The sequence below is a fragment of the Streptomyces sp. NPDC050546 genome, from assembly GCF_044457425.1.
Taxonomy (GTDB): domain Bacteria; phylum Actinomycetota; class Actinomycetes; order Streptomycetales; family Streptomycetaceae; genus Streptomyces.
On sequence record NZ_JBITGX010000019.1, the window covers coordinates 43,849 to 62,652 of the forward strand.

Here is an 18,804-nt window from a genome sequence, read left to right on the forward strand (position 1 = left end):
CACTATAGAAGCCGCTGATTGCGCCGACGCACACAGGGCGCCGACTTACTGAGGATTGAGTCTTGACTGACCAGTTGCGACTGATGGCCGTGCACGCCCACCCCGACGACGAGTCGAGCAAGGGCGCGGCGACCATGGCGAAGTACGTGTCCGAGGGGGTGGACGTGCTGGTCGTGACCTGCACGGGCGGGGAGCGCGGCTCCATCCTCAATCCCAAGCTTCAGGGCGACAAGTACATCGAGGAGCACATCCACGAGGTACGCAAGAAGGAGATGGACGAGGCCCGGGAGATCCTCGGGGTGAAGCAGGAGTGGCTCGGCTTCGTCGACTCGGGGCTGCCCGAGGGGGACCCGCTGCCGCCGCTGCCGGAGGGCTGCTTCGCCCTGGAGGACGTCGACGTGGCGGCCGGGGAGCTGGTGCGGAAGATCCGCGCCTTCCGCCCGCAGGTGATCACCACGTACGACGAGAACGGCGGCTATCCGCACCCCGACCACATCATGACCCACAAGATCTCGATGGTCGCGTTCGAGGGGGCGGCGGACACCGAGAAGTACCCGGAGGACGAGTACGGCCCGGCGTACCAGCCGCTGAAGATGTACTACAACCAGGGCTTCAACCGCCCCCGCACCGAGGCGCTGCACCAGGCGATGCTGGACCGGGGCCTGGAGTCGCCGTACGGGGACTGGCTCAAGCGCTGGGACGAGTTCGGTATGAAGCAGCGCACACTCACCACGCACGTGCCCTGCGCCGACTTCTACGAGATCCGCGACAAGGCGCTGATCGCGCACGCCACGCAGATCGATCCGGACGGGGGCTGGTTCCGGGTGCCGATGGACATCCAGAAGGAGGTCTGGCCGACGGAGGAGTACGAGCTGGCGAAGTCTCTCGCCGATACCTCCCTCCCCGAGGACGACCTCTTCGCGGGCGTCCGCGACAATGCCTGACATGAGCGGAAGCGCAAGCCTGGCAATGACGCACCTCGTCTCCTTCGCCAAGGAGGTCGACGAGGACAAGGTCACCCCCGGCGTCCTCGGCTTCATCGTCTTCGCGGCGATGGCCCTGGCGGTGTGGGCCCTGATGAAGTCCATGAGCCGGCACATGAACAGGGTCGACTTCACCCAGGTCCCGGACCCCAAGGCCGAGCAGGCGGAGGCGGGTGCGGAGCCGGCCTCGGAGTCCGAGTCGAAGGAGTCCGCCGAGAGCGCCGCCGGGTCCGCGAAGAAGCCGTCCGCGAACGGCTGACCACCCGGCGGCCGCTCGGCGGCAGCGCGCTGTCACCGGCTGTGATCGGCCAGTGAGAGCAGCAGGTGCGCCGTCTCCGGCCGCAGATGGTCGGAGTGGGCGCCCGCCGGGCCGTGCCCCCGGACGAAGACGTCGCTCGCGTCCACGCTGACGAAGCGATGGTCGAGCGCGCTGAGGGGATAGGGCTCGGCGGGCGGCAGCATCCGGACCGCCGAGACGGGGGCGGGCGCGGTTCCGATGCCCGCGTGGCCGAGACCCGCCCGCTTCTCGGCCCGCAGGTGCCAGAAGCCGGTGGCGCGGTCGTGCTGGGAGTACGTCGCCACCACGGGGCCGCGCAGCGGCGCCTCGGAAAGGGCCGGGAAGCCGGTCGCGAAGGCGTCGCGCGGAGCCGCCATCTGCAACAGCAGCATCGAGTCGACGGTGAAGGGCCGGCCGGGCGGCTCCGGTGTGCTCCAGCCCAGGGTGAGCGGCTCGTCGGCGGCCCACTGCACGGCCTCGCACAGGAATCGGCAGCCGAAGGAGTGGCCGATCAGATGCAGATACTGGCCCTCGCGGTTGGCGAGGACGGGCGGGGCGGCCGGGTCCCCGCGCCGGCCGTCGAGATAGCCGAGCAGCCGGCCGATGACATGGGCGGCGTGGCCCCGTGTGCTCATGGCGTGCGCCCGGTCGCGGATGCGCCGGTAGCCCCCGAGCGAGGGCAGCGAGCGGGAGGGCCAGCGCACCAGGACGGTCCACGGCCGCCACGGCCGCAGCCCCCGGTACATGACCGGGCGGCGCTCGTACTCGGCCGTGGCGAGGGCCAGCAGGCGGCGGACCGCCACCAGGGCCGATTCGGGGTCGGTCTGCCAGCCGTGGACATAGACCAGGAGGTCCGTCGCCCAGGCGGGCGGGGACAGCTCCTCGTGGAAGTGGTCGGCCAGCCGGTCGGCGGGTACCGGACGCGGGCCGCGGTGCGTCTCCTCCAGCAGCCAGCCGTCCGGCCCCAGGTCGACGATGCGCACCGGCACATCCAGAAGACTCATACGGGCACCTCCCGCTCGGCGTCCGCGTCGGGCGCGGCGGCCCGTTCCAGCCGGGTGTCCATGCCGTGGTGGAGGGCGTAGGCCAGGCCCAGGGGGTTGTGCAGTTCGTCGGCGAAGTGCCTGGTCACCGCGAGGGCGATGCTGCCCGCGGTCTGTGCCCCGTCCAGATAGCGGGTCAGGAACTCCAGCGCGTACTCGGCCGCGAAGACCTGGGGTATCTCTATCTGCGGGCCCAGCACACCCCGCGCCCCCGCGTCGACGAACGCCCGGCTCAGGAACTTGGCGTCCGTGCTTCCCTCGGGCAGCCCCGCGTAGCAGGCGTTGAGGACGACGAACGGCTGGAACGGGTGGTCGACGCCGAAGCGGCGCCGCCGGTCGCGGATCGTGTGCGCGTCGATGCTCTTCTGGTCCGTCAGGCTGAGCACCAGGGACGGCGGCTGGGGCCCGTCGGAGGCGAAGCGGCCATGGCACCAGAAGTACATCAACTGCTCGCACAGATCGGATCGGGCCAGCGCGCTCACCAGTTCCCGCCAGGTGGACCGCTCGACGAACCGGGTGCCCTTGGCGAGGAGGGCCGCCACGTCGGCGGCCCGGGTGCGGCCGGCCCGGTCGACGCGGGTGTCGTGGTTGAGGCTCACGGCCGGCACCTCGGGGGCGTCACGGAGTCCGTCGAGCCAGGGATAGGCACCGCCGGTCTGCTCGATCTGATGGCGGTGGCCGAGGAAGCGGCGGAAGAGCGCGGGGAGGGTCTCCGCCGGGTGCCCGGTGCCCGGCGGCAGGTCCTCCGCCGCCAGGCACACCATGGGCCAGGGCAGATGCAGGTCCGAGTCGAAACGGACCCGCAGGCCCTCGCCCCCGGCCAGTGCCTCCGTCAGATAGCTGCGGAACCGGTCGATCCGCGGGTCGGTGCCGCCCAGCAGGGTGCCGTACAGCAACTCCGAGCCGACCAGGGCGAGCTCCTCCACGAGCGTGGTCAGCTCGTCCACCGGGCGGGAGCGCAGGTCGACCAGGGACGCGTACGGCGTCTCCGGCTCGCCCGGCACCGGCCGGCCGTCGGCCGTCAGGGGACGGTGGTCGACGAGGACCTCCTTCCACATCCGGCACAGCCGGGCCGCGGCGGACCGCACCTCGGCCGGATGCACCGCCAGGTCCACCTTGTGCTCGGTGCCGTGCAACGACGGCACGGCGGGGCCGTACAGGCGTGCCCTGAGACGGTCGTCGCCCAGCACGTCCAGGGACACCGTGATGTCCGGCCCCTCGGTCAGCGCGTCGGGCAGGGTCGTGAAGCCGCGGCTGGGGTCCTGGACGATGCGTACGTGAAGCTCTCTTGGCATGCGCGGGGCGTTCCTAGCGGCCTCGGTGTGTGACGGCTTCGGGCGAGGACAGGCCGCCGTGCTCGTCGTGATCCAGGATGTCGAGTTCTGTTTCCACCTGTTGCAGGACCGTCCCGGTGCGTTCGAGGGCGATGGTGAAGCGGATGCGGTGGGTGCCGGTGCGGTGCGCGGTGAAGGTGAACTCGGCGCCGTGCGCGGCCTGTTCCGAGGGGCGCAGCAGGGCGCTTGCGGGGTCGACGGACGCGGCGGTGAGGGGCGAGGCGGTCACCGTCAGCCAGGGCCGGTCCGCCCCTGAGGCTCCCCAGGGGTGGCCGTCCTCCGGGGAGACCCGCAGGAGCAGGCGGGCGGTGGTGTCCTCGGCGGGGTTGTCGTCGAGGAGGGTGACGCGGACGCGGCAGTGGGGGCCGGTCCGGCCGGGCACTTCCAGGAACCAGGGGCCGGTGTGACGGACGGCGACGGTGTCGCGAGCGTGGGAGGGGATGGTCCGGCCTCCCAGCACGCCCCCGGCCTCCCAGAACAGCGTGATGTCCCGAACCAGTCGCTCCGGGTCCGGGACCGGGATGTCGTGCCGGAGGGAGGCGACGAGGGCCCCGACCGTGCGCGGACCGTCCCCGTGCAGGTGGTTCCGGTGTGCGGCCCTGACGGTGGCCGTCCACGCCAGGCCGTACGCGTCTCCCAGGGCCCGGAAGCGTTCCTCCGCCGAGTCCAGGAGAGGCACGTTGACGTCGCTGGGCCTGCGGCGGGCCGCCATCTCCAGCTCGGTCCACGCCGTCCCGAGCGGGCATCCGATCTCCCCGAACCGCGCCCAGACGGGCCCCAGCGACACCAGTACGGGTGCCGAGTGAGCACCGTCGCCGACGGAGGGCAGGAGAACCTCCCGGTGCTCCGTCCAGGCGCTGCCGAGGTCGTCTCCGCACGCCTGGAAGAGCTGCGCGGCTCTCGCCAGCGCCCCACGGGCATGGCGGAGGTCGCCCTGCTCCACACTCGGGAGGGCCCTGTACAGAGTCGTCCACGCCACTCCGCGGACGTCCTCGGCGCGGTGGTGCTGTGCATGTGCCTGCCGGCCCAGTTCATCGGCGGTCTCCAGTTCCCCGCGCCGCAGCGCGAGCCGGAGCCGCCCCGTCGTGACCCAGTTCCCGCCGCGGGTGTCCGCCACGGACAGCAGCAACTCGTCGGCCTCGTCGAGCAGGCGGCCGGCTTCGGTGTCCCGGCCGCTCAGCAGGCACACCCGGGCACCGTGCAGCAGCGTCCAGCCGAGCCCGCGCCGGCACCCTGAGGCCCGGTGCAGGGCGGCTGCCCGCAGGAGCGCCCGCTCGGCCTCCGCCACCTCGCCCTGGTCGCACCGGACGGCCCCGAGGACCAGCAGTGCCCAGGCCGTGTGCCGGTCGTCGGGGCGGGCATCGTCGCCGAGCAGTCCGTCCAGCACTCTCAGCGCGGCGGACAGCTGCCCCGAGCGGTGGCAGAGGGCGGCGGCGTGGTGGACGGCGTCCGGGTTGCTCCACTTGTCGGTGTCGTACAGTGCTCCGGCCTGCGCCGGCAGGCCCAGGTCGGCGGCGAGCGAGCTGAGCGCCCGGCGTACGGAGAGGATGGGCCACAGCCGGTGCAGCGCCACGAGCCGGTGCGTGTCACCGAGGACGGCCAGCAGCAGGGCCAGGCCGTCCGCGATGGCGTCCTGCTGTCGTCCCCGGTGCGCGCTGTGGGTGAGCAGGGACAGGAACTCGTCCAGGTGGGGGACGAGTTCCCGAGGGTCGAGTCCTTCGGGTGTAGGGCCGACCTGGTGCTCGGGCAGGGGGCGGCCGTCCAGTGCGGCGGCGGCGCCCTGCAAGGCGCGCTCCGCCCACCGGGCCGTGACCGTCTCCACCTCTGCCGAAGCCACCGGCTCCGCCGCCCGTACGACGTCCGCCACCGGCTGGGGCAGGCAGTAGATCCCGTCCCACCGCTGCACCAGGTCCTTGGCCAGCAGACCGCTCAGCACGGATCGCACGTCGCTGGTGTCGCCGTCCGGCGAGCAGAGCAACTCCGCGGTGCGCGGGGTGAACGGCGCCCCGGAGTTCCGCGCCGCCAGGAGTCTCAGCAATGCCCGCTGCTCGGCCGTACAGTCCTCCAGGGCCAGCCGCACGAGCAGCCCGGGCCCTGATTCGCCCGGCCGCGGCTCCGACCGCGGCGCCGCCCTCTGGGCGATGAGGAAGCGCGCGATCCGGGCGAGTGCGGGCAGCCCCTGCGTCGCGTCCACCAAGGAGGCCGGCCAGGACGCGGTCCCGTACCAGGTGCCGTGGTCCCTCCAGGGCGCTCCGGCGACCATCCAGGCGACGAGATCCCTGCTCGCCTCGAGGCCCAGGGGATCGACGGCGAGCAGCCGCGCCCCGATGCGCCGCCAGCCGGACTCCTTCCGTGAGGTGACGAGCACCGCCAGGCCGCGGCAGTCACGCAGGAAGGGCAGCAGGGCCCGCACCACCTGGTGCGCGGGACCGTCCAGTACGACGAGGCGGTCGCGCAGTTGCCGGGTGAGCTCGCCGCGCAGGGTGCGCCGGAAAGCACGGTCGCCGCCCAGGGCCGCATCCACGATGGCCGCGCGTGACCCGCCGCTCTCGCCGAGCAGCCGTAACAGCGCGGGTTCCGCGTCAGCGAGCGTGGCGTCGTGGAGGGAGATCCAGTGCGTGCGCACGGCGCACCGCTGGGCGGCCTGGGCGGCCAGGGCGGACTTGCCGACGCCTGCCGGGCCGTGCAGCACCATCAGGGTGGGGAGGCTGCGGCCGGACGGCGGGGGCGGGGCTGTGCGCAGCTCCAGCCACGTCCCGATGCGGCCGAGTTCCTCCGCCCGCCCGAAGAACTCCCCGAACATCGGCGGCGGTGTCGGATCGCGCGGGTCCTGTACCAATGGCTTCCCCCCGTCGGCCCGCCCCTCGGCACTGTCCGTCAACGGTTGCAGTCCCCAGGTCCCGCCGTCAGCGAAACGTCCGACAATGACCCCTCCGGGCCCGCCTCACCCCCGTTCCGTCGAGACCACCACCCCCATCACCTCCCGCGCATGCCGGCTCGGCGTCATCCCCAGACCCCACGCCTGCCACCCCGCCTCCAGGCTCGCGCCCCGTTCCAGCAGCAGGGCCCAGGCGTCGATGTACTCGTCGAGCTTGTCGTCCCGGAGGGGATGGCGTGCGCGGGAGAGCTGGGACAGCTCCTCCTGGGCGACGGCCGTGCCGACCTCCGCGCCGCCCGGGGCCGCGTACGGCAGGAGGGTGCAGCGCAGGAAGCGGGCCCAGTCCTCGCCCCGGCGGTCGCCGTAGGACGTGAAGAGGTCCGCCGCCTCGTCGCACAGGGCGAGCGCCTGCTGGGTGCGGGCGTTGCCCGCGTCCACGACCGCCAGTTCCAGGCAGGTCCACGCCTCGCCGTGGGCGACGCCGATGCGCTGGAAGTCGGCGCGGGCGTCCACCAGGAGCTGGCGGGCGAAGCCGGAGTTGCGCAGGGAGCCCGTCTGGGCGGCGCGCTGGTCGCGGGTGACGCGGGCCGAGTGGTGGCGGGCGCAGGCCAGGCCGTAGACGTCGCGCATACGGGAGAACATCGTGCGGGAGCGTTCGAGTTCGCGGACCGCCTGGTCCAGGTTGCCCGTCTCCTCCAGGGCCTGGCCCAGGTAGTAGAGGGTCCAGGCCTCACCTCGCGCGTCCTCGTTGTCGCGGTGCCGGGCCGCGGCGCCGCGCAGCTCCTCCACGGCCGGGGACGCGTCGCCGGCGACCAGCAGGGCCCGGGCCAGCTGGGTCAGGGCCCAGGCCTCGCCTCGGGCGTCGCGGGTACGGCCGTAGAGGTCGAGGGCAGCGCGCAGTTCGGACTCGGCGCGCGGGACGTCGCCCATGCGCAGGCCCAGCTGGCCGAGCTGGAAGTGGGCCCAGGCCTGGCCGTGCACGGACTCGCCGGCGCGGTGCAGGACCAGGGACTCGGTCAGCAGCTCCAGGGCCTCCGCGACCCGGGCCCGGTCCCGCTCCACCGCCGCCAGGGCGTGCATCGTCCACGCCCGGTCCGTCGCCAGCTCGGCGGACGACTGCAGGGCCAGGGCCTCACGGAGCTTCGCCGACGCCTCCGTCAGATTGCCCTGATGGTGCAGGGTGATGCCGAGGGAGCACAGGGCGCGGGCGGCACCCGCGTCGTGATGGGCCTCCCGGTACAGGTCGACGACCGAGGCGAGGGTGGTGCGGGCCTTGTCGAGTTCGCCGAGCTGCCGAGCCGCGATGCCGGTGCGCCACTGCACCGAGCGGACCAGCAGCCCCTCGTCCACCGCCTGCGCCAGCTCGCTGATCTCGCCCAGCCGGTAGAGGTCGCCGCGCAGCAGGCAGTAGTCGCACAGGGCGCCCAGGAGGTTCAGCACCGCCGCCTGGTTCACGCCCTCGGCGTGCCGCAGCGCCGCCGTGATGAAGCTCGACTCGTCGTCCAGCCAGCGCAGCGCCTCGTCGAGGGAGGTGAAGCCGTACGGGCTGAAGCGGTTGGTGCGGGTCGACATGTTGCCGTCGACCATGCGCAGTACCGAGTCCGCCAGCTCGGCGTAGTTCACGATCAGCCGCTCCTGCGCCGCGGTGCGCTCGGCGGGTTCCTCCTCGTCGAGGAGCCGGGCCTGGGCGAAGGCGCGGACCAGGTCGTGCAGCCGGTAGCGGTCGCCCCGGACGTGGTCGATCAGGCCCGCGCGGGTCAGGGCTTGGAGGTGGCGTTTGGCCTCCGCCTCGTCCGTCGCCAGCAGCGCGGCGGCCGCGGCGGCGCCGAGCGAGGCCCGGCCGGCCAGGGCCAGCCGGCGCAGCAGCCGCCGTACGGTGTCGGACTGGTCGGTGTAGCGCAGCCACAGGGCGCGCTCGACCGGCTCGACGGGGCCGTACGCGCCGAGGTCCGTGGCCAGCGCGCGCGGGGAGCGCGGGCCGAGGCACGAGCCGACGATGCGCAGCGCGAGCGGCAGCCCGCCGCACAGCTCCCGCACCCGGTCGGCGGACTCCGCGTCGTACGGCCCGGAACGGTCCTGGGCCGCCGCGCCCAGCAGCTCCTCCGCCCCTGCCGCGTCCAGCGGCTCCACCGCGAGCTGATGCACCCGCGCGGGCAGCTCGGCCGGCTCCAGCGGGCCCCGCGCGGTCACCAGCACCAGGCTGTCGGACCGCTCCGGGACCAGGGCGCGGACCTGTTCGGCGTCCGAGGCGTCGTCCAGGACGATCGTGACGGGCAGGCCGGTCAGATGCTGGTGGTACAGCTCGCTCAGCCGCTTGACCTGCTGGTCGGGGGAGGAGCGCTCACGGAACAGCAGTTGCTCACGGGGCGCGCCGAGCCGGTTGAGCAGATGCAGCAGGGCGTCGCGGACGGACAGCGGGGACCCGGCCGGGCCCTCGGCGCGCAGATCGACGACGCAGGCGCCGCGGAAGTAGTCCCGCAGATCGTGGGTGGCCTGTACCGCGAGCGTCGTACGGCCACTGCCGGGCGTGCCGTGCAGCACGACCACCGTCGGCTGGGTCTCCGTGCTCGCGCGGGCCGCCTGCACCCACTGCCGGATCTGCGCCAGCTCCGGCCGCCGTCCCGCGAACGGCTCCGCCGGATCCGGGAGCTGCGCGAAGGACTGCTCCAGCACATTGCGCCCGCGCGCCGCCGCGCTCTTGTCGGCGCCCCGCAGCCGCGGCCCGGTCTTCTTCGGCCCGGTGGAGGCGGCGAGCACCCGCTGCTGGTCCAGGAACGGCCGGATGCCCCGTACCTCCAGCGCCGTCAGCCACTGCAGCCGCAGCTGTTCAGGGCCGCCCGGCTGGCTCACGGCCCCGGCGCGGCGGCTCGCGGCCGGCAGATGCGAGCCGACCACCTTCACGACCGTCGCCGCGGCGCCCACGGCCCCGACGGCCACGCCCGCGCCCAATGCCGTCCCGGTGCCCGTACCGAGGGCCATGTCGGCGACGACGGCCGCGACCGCCGCGACCCCGGCCACCAGCAGCGGAGTCCCGGCGCCCTCACGGGCGTACCGCTGCCCGAAGGTGAGCTGCCCGGCCGCCGCCTCGTCCAGGGCGCGTGTGTAGGCCTCGTACTCCTCGGCCGCGCTCCGCGCCATCCCGTCGAGGCCGCCGCGCGCCCGCGCGAGCAGCACCTTCCCGTCGCCGCGCCCGCCCGTCCGCCGGACCTCCTCCTCCACGGCCCGCGCCAACAGCCCCTCGGCCTCCGCCCGATGACTGTCCCGCATGTCACGTCCCCCTCCGGCGGCAACGGCGTTCTCCGCGGTCACCTCGGTCGTGTGCTCGGTCGTTTCTTGGTCAAGTGTGCTGCGGACGGCGCATCGTTGCGAGGGGGCGTGCCCCGCCCGATTGTGTGAAGACACGGGCCCGGCGGCGCGCCGCGTGCTCGGCGGGCGTGCGGCGGGAGCGTCGCCCGGGCAGCGCCTGACGCGTGGCCAGCGGGGTACTGCGGCAGGATGGACACCATGCCGAACCGACTGGCGCACGAGACGTCCCCCTACCTCCTTCAGCACGCCGACAACCCCGTCGACTGGTGGCCCTGGTCGGCGGAGGCCTTCGAGGAGGCCCGCGAGCGGAACGTGCCCGTACTGCTCAGCGTCGGCTACAGCAGCTGTCACTGGTGTCACGTCATGGCGCACGAGTCCTTCGAGGACCAGCAGACCGCCGACGACCTCAACGCGCACTACGTGAGCATCAAGGTCGACCGCGAAGAGCGCCCCGACGTGGACGCCGTCTACATGGAGGCCGTGCAGGCGGCGACCGGGCAGGGCGGCTGGCCCATGACCGTGTTTCTCACCCCGGACGCCGAGCCGTTCTACTTCGGCACCTACTTCCCGCCCGCCCCCCGCCAGGGCATGCCGTCCTTCCGGCAGGTGCTCCAGGGCGTGCACCAGGCCTGGGAGGAGCGGCGGGACGAGGTCACCGAGGTCGCCGGGAAGATCGTCCGGGATCTGGCGGGCCGGGAGATCTCCTACGGCGACGCGCAGACCCCCGGTGAGGAGGAGCTCGCGCAGGCGCTGCTCGGGCTGACCCGGGAGTACGACCCGCAGCGCGGCGGTTTCGGCGGGGCGCCGAAGTTCCCGCCGTCCATGGTGCTGGAGTTCCTGCTGCGGCACCACGCGCGGACCGGCGCCGAAGGTGCCCTGCAGATGGCGTCCGACACCTGCGAGCGCATGGCCCGGGGAGGCATCTACGACCAGCTCGGCGGCGGCTTCGCCCGTTACTCCGTCGACCGCGACTGGGTCGTGCCGCACTTCGAGAAGATGCTGTACGACAACGCCCTGCTGTGCCGGGTGTACGCCCACCTGTGGCGTGCCACCGGCTCGGAGCTCGCGCGCCGGGTCGCCCTGGAGACCGCCGACTTCATGGTGCGCGAACTGCGCACGAACGAGGGCGGGTTCTCCTCCGCCCTCGATGCCGACAGTGACGACGGGACCGGCAAGCACGTCGAGGGCGCGTACTACGTGTGGACGCCCGAGCAGCTCCGTGAGGTGCTCGGTGAGCAGGACGCCGAGCTCGCCGCGCAGTACTTCGGCGTGACCGAGGAGGGCACCTTCGAAGCGGGCGCCTCCGTCCTCCAGCTGCCCCAGCAGCAGGAGGGGCTGGTCGACGCCGGGAAGATCGCCTCGGTGCGGGAGCGGCTGCTCGCGGCGCGGGCCGAGCGGTCCGCGCCCGGCCGGGACGACAAGGTCGTGGCCGCCTGGAACGGGCTCGCGATCGCCGCGCTCGCCGAGACCGGCGCCTACTTCGACCGGCCGGACCTCGTCGAGGCCGCCGGGGCCGCCGCCGATCTCCTGGTGCGGCTGCACCTCGACGAACAGGCCCGGCTCACCCGCACCAGCAAGGACGGCCACGCCGGCGCCAACGCGGGCGTGCTGGAGGACTACGCCGACGTGGCGGAGGGCTTCCTCGCGCTCGCGTCCGTCACGGGTGAGGGCGTCTGGCTGGAGTTCGCCGGGTTCCTCCTCGACCACGTCCTGGTCCGCTTCACCGACCCGGAGTCGGGCTCGCTGTACGACACGGCCGCCGACGCCGAGCAGCTGATCCGCCGCCCGCAGGACCCGACCGACAACGCCGCACCGTCCGGCTGGACCGCGGCGGCGAACGCCCTGCTGGGCTATGCGGCGCACACCGGATCCGAGCCCCACCGCACCGCCGCCGAGAAGGCCCTCGGTGTCGTCAAGGCACTCGGGCCGCGCGTGCCCCGCTTCGTCGGCTGGGGGCTCGCCGCGGCGGAGGCCGCGCTGGACGGGCCGCGCGAGGTCGCGATCGTGGGGCCGTCCCTCGATCACGAGGGCACGAGGACCTTGCACCGCACGGCGCTTCTGGGCACCGCGCCGGGCGCGGTCGTCGCCGTCGGCGCTCCGGAGAGCGACGAGTTCCCGCTGCTCACGGGCCGTCCGCTGGTTGGCGGTGAACCGGCCGCGTATGTCTGCCGTAACTTCACATGTGACGCCCCGACGACCGAAGTTGAAAGGTTGCGTGCGGTGTTGAGCAGCTGAAGTCGCGAATCAACGGAAACGTGCTCTTTATCTGAACGGCCCCCGAGCTTCACAGTTCCCCCTTAATCTCTGCACAGTGATGTGACGGATGGGGCCACACAGGCCCACTGTCACCACTGGGGGTTCTGGGATCTGGGGGGATCTGTTTGCTGACGTCTGTCTTCATCGCTGCCGTGTCACTGGCCCTGTTCTGGATGGCGGCGTTCACCTTGTGGTGGCAGATGCACGCCTGGCGTACGCCGGAAGTGCTCGCCTCCACGCGGTTCAGCAGCCCGGACGGGGACGAGCACGTCTCCTTCTCGCTGCTGCTGCCCGCCCGGCACGAACAGGCGGTGCTGGACCACACGATCCAGCGGCTGCTGGAGTCGAGCCACACCGACTTCGAGATCATCGTGATCGTCGGGCACGACGATCCGGAGACCACCGAGGTGGCCGAGAAGGCCGCGGCACGTGACCCACGGGTCCGTGTCGTCGTCGACACGCACGAGAAGAAGAACAAGCCGAAGGCCATGAACACGGCCCTGCCGCACTGCCGCGGCGACGTCGTCGGGGTCTTCGACGCGGAGGACCAGGTCCACCCCGAGCTCCTCGCGCACGTCGACCACGCCTTCCGCACCACCGGCGCGGACGTCGTCCAGGGCGGTGTGCAGCTGATCAACTTCCACTCCAGCTGGTACAGCCTGCGCAACTGCCTGGAGTACTTCTTCTGGTTCCGCTCGCGGCTCCATCTGCACGCGCAGAAAGGTTTCATTCCGCTCGGCGGCAACACCGTCTTCGTCCGCACGGACGTCCTCAGGGAGGCCGACGGCTGGGATCCGAACTGCCTCGCCGAGGACTGCGACCTGGGCGTCAGGCTCTCCAGCGTCGGCAAGAAGGTCGTGGTCGCCTACGACTCCGACATGGTGACCCGGGAGGAGACCCCGGGCTCGCTGATGTCCCTGCTGAAGCAGCGCACCCGCTGGAACCAGGGGTTCCTCCAGGTGTACCGGAAGAAGGACTGGAAGCAACTGCCCACCCTCGGGCAGCGGCTGCTCGCCCGCTACACCCTGATGACCCCGTTCATGCAGGCCTTCACCGGCCTGGTCATCCCGCTGAACGTGGCGGTCGCGCTGTTCCTGGACGTGCCCGTCGGCATCGCCTTCATCACCTTCCTGCCGGCCGTCACCGCCCTGGTCACCTTCGTCTTCGAGATCGTCGGACTGCACGACTTCGGCAGGCAGTACGGGCTGCGCGTCCGCTTCGCGCACTACCTCAAGCTGGTCCTGGGCGGCCCCTTCTACCAGGTCCTGCTCGCCGGGGCGGCCGTGCGCGCCGTATGGCGTGAGCAGCGCGGCCGCAACGACTGGGAGCTGACGACCCATGTCGGCGCGCATCTCGACGCGACGGCCGCGACCCGGGCGGACGCCCCGCACACCCGTGAGGACGTCGAGGACGTACCCGTGACCCGAGAGGACGTCCCCGCGTGACCTCCACCCTTCCCGCGGCGACCACCCCGAAGGTCCCCGCGCAGCGGCAGCGTGTGCCGGGCGCCGGTCCGGCCCGTCGCACACCCGAGCCGCCGAGCCGGCTGCGCTCCTCCCGGCCCGACCTGATCCTGTGCGGTGTCCTCCTGGTCGCGACCCTCACCGTGCAGGGCTGGAACATCGCCGACTACCCGGCCCTCAGCGACGACGAGGGCACCTACCTCGCCCAGGCCTGGTCGGTCCAGCAGGGCAACGGCCTCGCCCACTACACCTACTGGTACGACCACCCGCCGCTCGGCTGGATCCAGATCGCCGTACTCACCTGGATCCCCGCGCTGATCAGCCCCGAGTCGATGACGGTGGGCACCATGCGCGCCGCGATGCTGCTGATCAGCGGCATCAGCGCGGTCCTGGTCTATGTGCTGGGCCGCCGTCTGGCGCTGCCCCGCTGGGCGGCCGGGCTCGGCATGGTCTTCTTCGGGCTCTCGCCGCTGTCCGTGGTCCTCCAGCGGGAGATCTTCCTCGACAACCTCGCGGTGATGTGGACGCTGCTGGCCTTCACCCTGGCCGCGTCCCCGAGCCGCCATCTCTGGCACCACTTCGGCGCGGGCATCGCGGCCGCCACGGCCGTCCTCACCAAGGAGACGATGCTCGTCGTCCTGCCCGCCCTGTTCCTCACCATGTGGCGGCACAGCCACAAGGACACCCGCAAGTTCGCCCTCACCGGAGCCGTCACGGCCTGCGCGCTGATCGGTTTCTCGTACCCGCTGTTCGCCCTGCTCAAGGGCGAGTTGCTGCCGGGCGCCGGGCACGTCTCCCTCTGGGACGGCGTCAAGTACCAGATGACCAGACCCGGCTCGGGCTTCATCCTCGACCAGGGCTCCGGCTCCTGGGGCGTCCTCCAGTCGTGGCTCTACTACGACAGGATCCTGCCCCTCGGCGGACTCGCGGGCGCCCTGCTGCTGCTCGTCACCTGGCGCTGGTCGGTCACCGCCCGGGCGCTGGCCGGACCCGCCCTGGCCGTCGCGATCTTCGCCGCGCTGGCCCTGCGCCCCAACGGCTATCTGCCCGCGATGTACGTCATCCAGGCCCTGCCGTTCCTCGCGCTCGTCCTCGCCGGCGGCACCGCCTCCGTCGCCCACGCGGTGCTGAGCCGTCGGCGCTCCGACGTGGAGAAACGGTACGTCAGTCTGGGCCGGTACGCGCTCGCCGCGGTCCTGGCCCTCGCCGCCGGCGCCTACGTCGTACCGCGCTGGTACGAGGGTGCCCGCATCGCCGTCACCACCGACGCCAACGCCGGCTACCAGGCGGCCTCGAAGTGGCTGGCCACGGAGGTCGAGGACCCGGAGCGCACCCGGGTGCTGGTGGACGACGCCCTCTGGCTGGACCTGGTGCACCAGGGCTACCGGCCCGGGCTCGGCGTCATCTGGTTCTACAAGGCCGACCTCGACCCGGCGGTGACGAAGACGATGCCGCGCGGCTGGAAGGACCTGGACTACGTGGTCGCCTCGCCGACGGTGCGGCGGGACGCGGCCGACCTGCCCAACGTCAAGGCCGCCATGGAGCACTCGGACCCGGTCGCCACCTTCGGCACCGGCGAGGACCGCATCGAGATCCGCCAGATCCAGACGTCCGCCGGAGGCGCGCGATGAGCCAGGAGTCCACCGTCCCCGGTGAGGTCGTCGAGACCGGGACCACCGAGATCCCCGAACCGGGCGCCGTCACCATCGTCGTACCGACGTTCAACGAGTCGGCGAACGTACGGCAGCTGCTGCACCGGATCACCGAGGCCGTCCCGGCCCGGCTGCCCTGCGAGGTCGTCTTCGTGGACGACTCCACCGACGACACGCCCGAGGTCATCCAGAAGGCTGCGCGGGACTGCCCGTTCCCGGTGACCGTGCTGCACCGGGAGGAGCCGGTGGGCGGGCTCGGGGGCGCGGTCGTCGAGGGCATGAAGGCGGCCACCTCCGACTGGATCGTCGTCATGGACGGCGACTGCCAGCACCCGCCGTCCCTCGTGCCCGACCTGGTCGCCACCGGCGAACGCGCCAACGCCGGGCTGGTCGTCGCCTCCCGGTACATCAAGGGCGGCAGCCGGGCCGGGCTCGCGGGCAGCTACCGGGTGTTCGTCTCGCGCGGGGCGACCTGGCTGACCAAGGCGCTGTTCCCGCGCCGGCTGCGCGGCATCAGCGACCCGATGAGCGGCTTCTTCGCGATCCGCCGCAGCGCCGTCACGGCCGAGGTGCTCCAGCCGCTGGGCTACAAGATCCTCCTCGAACTCGTCGTCCGCAGCCGCCCGCGCACGGTCACCGAGGTGCCCTTCGTCTTCCAGGACCGGTTCGCCGGGGAGTCCAAGTCGACCGCCCAGGAAGGCTTCCGCTTCCTGCGCCACCTGGCGGGGCTGCGTACCGCCTCGCCAGGGGCGCGCATGGTCGGGTTCGGCCTGATCGGGCTCACCGGCTTCCTGCCGAACCTGCTCGGCCTGTGGGCGCTGACCGCGCTCGGCATGCACTACGTACCGGCGGAGATCCTCGCCAACCAGCTCGGCGTCGCCTGGAACTTCCTGCTCATCGAGCATCTGCTGTTCCGCGAACGGCGCCGGCACCGCCGCTGGTGGGACCGGGCCGGGCGGTTCGCGCTGCTCGCCAACGCCGATCTGGTGCTGCGCATCCCGCTGATCGCCCTGTTCGTGCACCAGTTCCACCTGGGCGTGCTGTCCGCCACCGCGCTCGCGCTGGTGACGACCTTCGTCCTGCGCTTCGCGGGGACCGAAGCGCTGGTCTATCTGCCGCGCCGGGGACGTGAGACGCCCGTGCGCGGGAGCTCCGCACAGCAAGGAGAGTCGTGTGAAGAGACGTCGTAGAAGTACCGCACTCCTGGCCGTGGCGGGCCTCACCTCGGGCCTGCTGCTGACCTCTCCGGGGACCGCCTCCGCCGCCAACCTGATCAAGAACCCGGGCTTCGAGACCGCCGGCACCGGTGACATGCCGTACTGCTGGGAGAAGTCCGGCTGGGGCGACAACGACTTCACCTTCAGCACGACGACCGACGCGCACTCCGGCGGCAAGGCCATGAAGGTCGAGCTGACCCGCCGCGCCGACGGCGACCGCAAGGCCCTGATCACCGAGTCCGCCGACTGCGCACCGGTGGTGACGCCGGGCAAGCAGTACGACCTCGGCCTCTGGTACAAGACGACCACCCCGGACGCGGCCGTCACCCTCTTCCGGCACGACACCACGGCCGGCTGGCAGTACTGGACCGACCTCAAGACGCTGGACATGGCCGGGAACTGGACCGAGGCCACGGTCCGCACCCCCGAGGTCCCGGCGGGCACCGACCGCATCTCCTGGGGCGTCTCCGTCTACGGCACCGGCTCCGCCACCACCGACGACTACACGATGGACCAGGTCCCCGACCCGGTCCTGCCGCCGCGGTGCACGGGCACGGCCGAGCAGTGCGCGAACGGCAAGTGGGACGTACTGCCCACACAGAACCCGGTCCGCTCGATGCACTCCGTCGTCCTGCACAACGGCAAGGTCCTGCTCATCGCGGGCTCCGGCAACGACGAGTCGATGTTCGAGGCCGGCACCTTCACCAGCGCCGTCTACGACCCGGCGGACGGCTCCTACAAGGTCGTCCCCACGCCGAAGGACATGTTCTGCGCCGGGCACGTGCAGCTCCAGGACGGGCGCGTGCTGGTGATGAGCGGCAACAAGGGCTATCCGTCGGCGGACGGCCGCGTCGGCTACCAGGGCTACAAGGACTCGTACATCTTCGACCCGGAGACCGAGACCTACGCCAGGACCAACGACATGAACGACGGCCACTGGTACCCGTCGGCCACGATCCTCGGCAACGGTGACGTCATCTCCTTCGGCGGACTGCGCGAGGACTCCACCGGCTCGGTCACCGCCGAGCTGTTCTCCCAGGCCGAGCAGAGCTGGCAGCCGACCTGGAAGGTCAACCAGACCTGGTCCTACTGGGGCCTGTACCCGTCGATGATCCTCATGCAGGACGGCCGCCTCTTCTACTCGGGCAGCCATGTCTTCGGCAACAACATCCCGGGCACCGGCTCGGCGCTCTACGACTACGAGGCCAACACGATCACCCAGGTGCCGGGCCTGCAGAAGAAGGACGAGCGCGACCAGTCGGCGAGTGTGCTGCTGCCCCCGGCGCAGGACCAGAAGGTCCTCACCCTCGGCGGCGGCAACATCGACTCCAACCCGGAGGCGAACCGCCTGACCGACATCATCGACCTCAAGCAGCCCAACCCCTCGTACGTGGCCGGGCCGCCGATCCCGCAGGGCACGGTGGACCTGGGCGACGGACCGGTCCCGCAGACCGGGAACCAGGGCAAGATGTACGTCTCGGCCGTGCTCCTGCCCGACGGCAAGGTGCTGGAGACGGGAGGCGCCCTGCACAACCGCGCCAACCCGGTGTACGAGACGTCGATCTTCGACCCCGAGTCGGAGACCTTCGACCCGGTCGCGGTCGACCCCGAGGCACGCGGCTACCACTCCTCGGCGTTCCTGCTCCCCGACGGCCGTGTGATGACCACCGGCGACAACCCCGGCAACGGCTCCTGGAACCACGACGTGTCGGTGTACAGCCCGCCCTACCTGTTCAAGGGCCCGCGCCCGGAGATCACTTCCGTCATCGACGCCGAGTGGAACTACGGCGACACCCAGCGGATCACCGTCGACCGGCCCATCGCCAAGGCCGAGCTGATCCGCCCGGCCGCCGTGACGCACTCCTCCGACCCGAACCAGCGGTTCGTGGACCTGCCGCTGTCGGTCGACGGCGACAACGTCGACCTGAACGTCACGAGCAACCCCAACCTGGCCCCGCCCGGCTGGTACATGCTCTTCGCGGTCGACGCCAACGGAGTGCCGTCGGTGGCCGAGTGGGTGCACCTCCAGGGCCCGCAGGCGCTCAAGGCGACGGACGCCTCAGCACATGTCCACGACTTCGCCGACGCGCCGAAGGGCAAGGTCGCGGGGCCCGGCAAGAAGCGCACCTCGCAGAAGGTCGGCCCGACCGTCTCCGGCTGCGACCGCCACTACGGCTCGATCAACGTCTGCGTGCCGACGGACTTCCCGGCGGAGGTGAAGAGGACGACGGCAGCCCGCTGCGCGTGGCTCAAGGCCAACGACTACGGCCGCCTGAAGATCAACGGCAGGGACGACCCCCTGGGCCTGGACCGCGACAGGGACGGAACCGCCTGCGGCAAGGGAGACCTGACCAGACGCTGAACGCCCCTCCTAGGGGCGCGGGGAACTGCGCGA

The 18,804-nt window shown here is 72.1% G+C and carries 11 protein-coding genes; 7 read left to right on the top strand and 4 right to left on the bottom strand.

Annotated features, from left to right (window positions below; translation table 11 throughout):
* Positions 1 to 62: 62 nt before the first annotated feature.
* Positions 63 to 944 carry a mycothiol conjugate amidase Mca gene (gene mca / locus ACIBK5_RS35810; protein WP_399026341.1) on the top strand — a complete coding sequence of 294 codons (882 nt, stop codon included), beginning with the start codon at positions 63 to 65 and terminating at the stop codon, positions 942 to 944.
* Positions 937 to 1,242 carry a hypothetical protein gene (locus ACIBK5_RS35815; protein WP_399026343.1) on the top strand — a complete coding sequence of 102 codons (306 nt, stop codon included), beginning with the start codon at positions 937 to 939 and terminating at the stop codon, positions 1,240 to 1,242. Before mca ends, ACIBK5_RS35815 begins: the two co-directional genes overlap by 8 nt.
* Before the next feature lie 32 nt (positions 1,243 to 1,274).
* Here ACIBK5_RS35815 and ACIBK5_RS35820 read toward each other — a convergent pair whose 3' ends face one another.
* The 4 genes from ACIBK5_RS35820 to ACIBK5_RS35835 all read right to left on the bottom strand — a co-directional run bounded on the left by ACIBK5_RS35820 (position 1,275) and on the right by ACIBK5_RS35835 (position 9,782).
* Positions 1,275 to 2,264: a hypothetical protein gene (locus ACIBK5_RS35820; protein WP_399026345.1), complete on the bottom strand. Its 990-nt coding sequence runs from the start codon at positions 2,262 to 2,264 to the stop codon at positions 1,275 to 1,277.
* Positions 2,261 to 3,598 (bottom strand): CHAT domain-containing protein, encoded by a 1,338-nt coding sequence (locus ACIBK5_RS35825; protein ID WP_399026347.1) that lies wholly within the window; start codon positions 3,596 to 3,598, stop codon positions 2,261 to 2,263. Before ACIBK5_RS35825 ends, ACIBK5_RS35820 begins: the two co-directional genes overlap by 4 nt.
* A gap of 13 nt (positions 3,599 to 3,611) precedes the next feature.
* On the bottom strand, positions 3,612 to 6,440 hold the full coding sequence (locus ACIBK5_RS35830) for a hypothetical protein (protein WP_399026349.1): 2,829 nt from the start codon (positions 6,438 to 6,440) through the stop codon (positions 3,612 to 3,614).
* Between the two features lie 141 nt (positions 6,441 to 6,581).
* Positions 6,582 to 9,782: a tetratricopeptide repeat protein gene (locus ACIBK5_RS35835; protein ID WP_399026351.1), complete on the bottom strand. Its 3,201-nt coding sequence runs from the start codon at positions 9,780 to 9,782 to the stop codon at positions 6,582 to 6,584.
* Positions 9,783 to 10,019: 237 nt separating this feature from the next.
* Between ACIBK5_RS35835 and ACIBK5_RS35840 the strand changes: the two genes are divergently transcribed.
* The 5 genes from ACIBK5_RS35840 (at position 10,020) to ACIBK5_RS35860 (ending at position 18,771) form a co-directional block, all read left to right on the top strand.
* A complete protein-coding gene (locus tag ACIBK5_RS35840) occupies positions 10,020 to 12,056 on the top strand; it encodes a thioredoxin domain-containing protein (protein ID WP_399026353.1) in 2,037 nt (678 codons plus the stop codon).
* A 146-nt stretch (positions 12,057 to 12,202) separates the two neighbouring features.
* A complete protein-coding gene (locus tag ACIBK5_RS35845; RefSeq protein ID WP_399026355.1) occupies positions 12,203 to 13,522 on the top strand; it encodes a glycosyltransferase in 1,320 nt (439 codons plus the stop codon).
* Positions 13,519 to 15,171, top strand: coding sequence for an ArnT family glycosyltransferase (locus ACIBK5_RS35850; protein WP_399026357.1), 1,653 nt, complete (start codon positions 13,519 to 13,521; stop codon positions 15,169 to 15,171). Before ACIBK5_RS35845 ends, ACIBK5_RS35850 begins: the two co-directional genes overlap by 4 nt.
* Entirely contained in the window at positions 15,168 to 16,382 is a 1,215-nt protein-coding gene (locus ACIBK5_RS35855; protein ID WP_399026359.1) for a glycosyltransferase, read from the top strand. Before ACIBK5_RS35850 ends, ACIBK5_RS35855 begins: the two co-directional genes overlap by 4 nt.
* Entirely contained in the window at positions 16,366 to 18,771 is a 2,406-nt protein-coding gene (locus ACIBK5_RS35860; protein ID WP_399026361.1) for a galactose oxidase-like domain-containing protein, read from the top strand. Before ACIBK5_RS35855 ends, ACIBK5_RS35860 begins: the two co-directional genes overlap by 17 nt.
* Positions 18,772 to 18,804 lie beyond the last annotated feature (33 nt).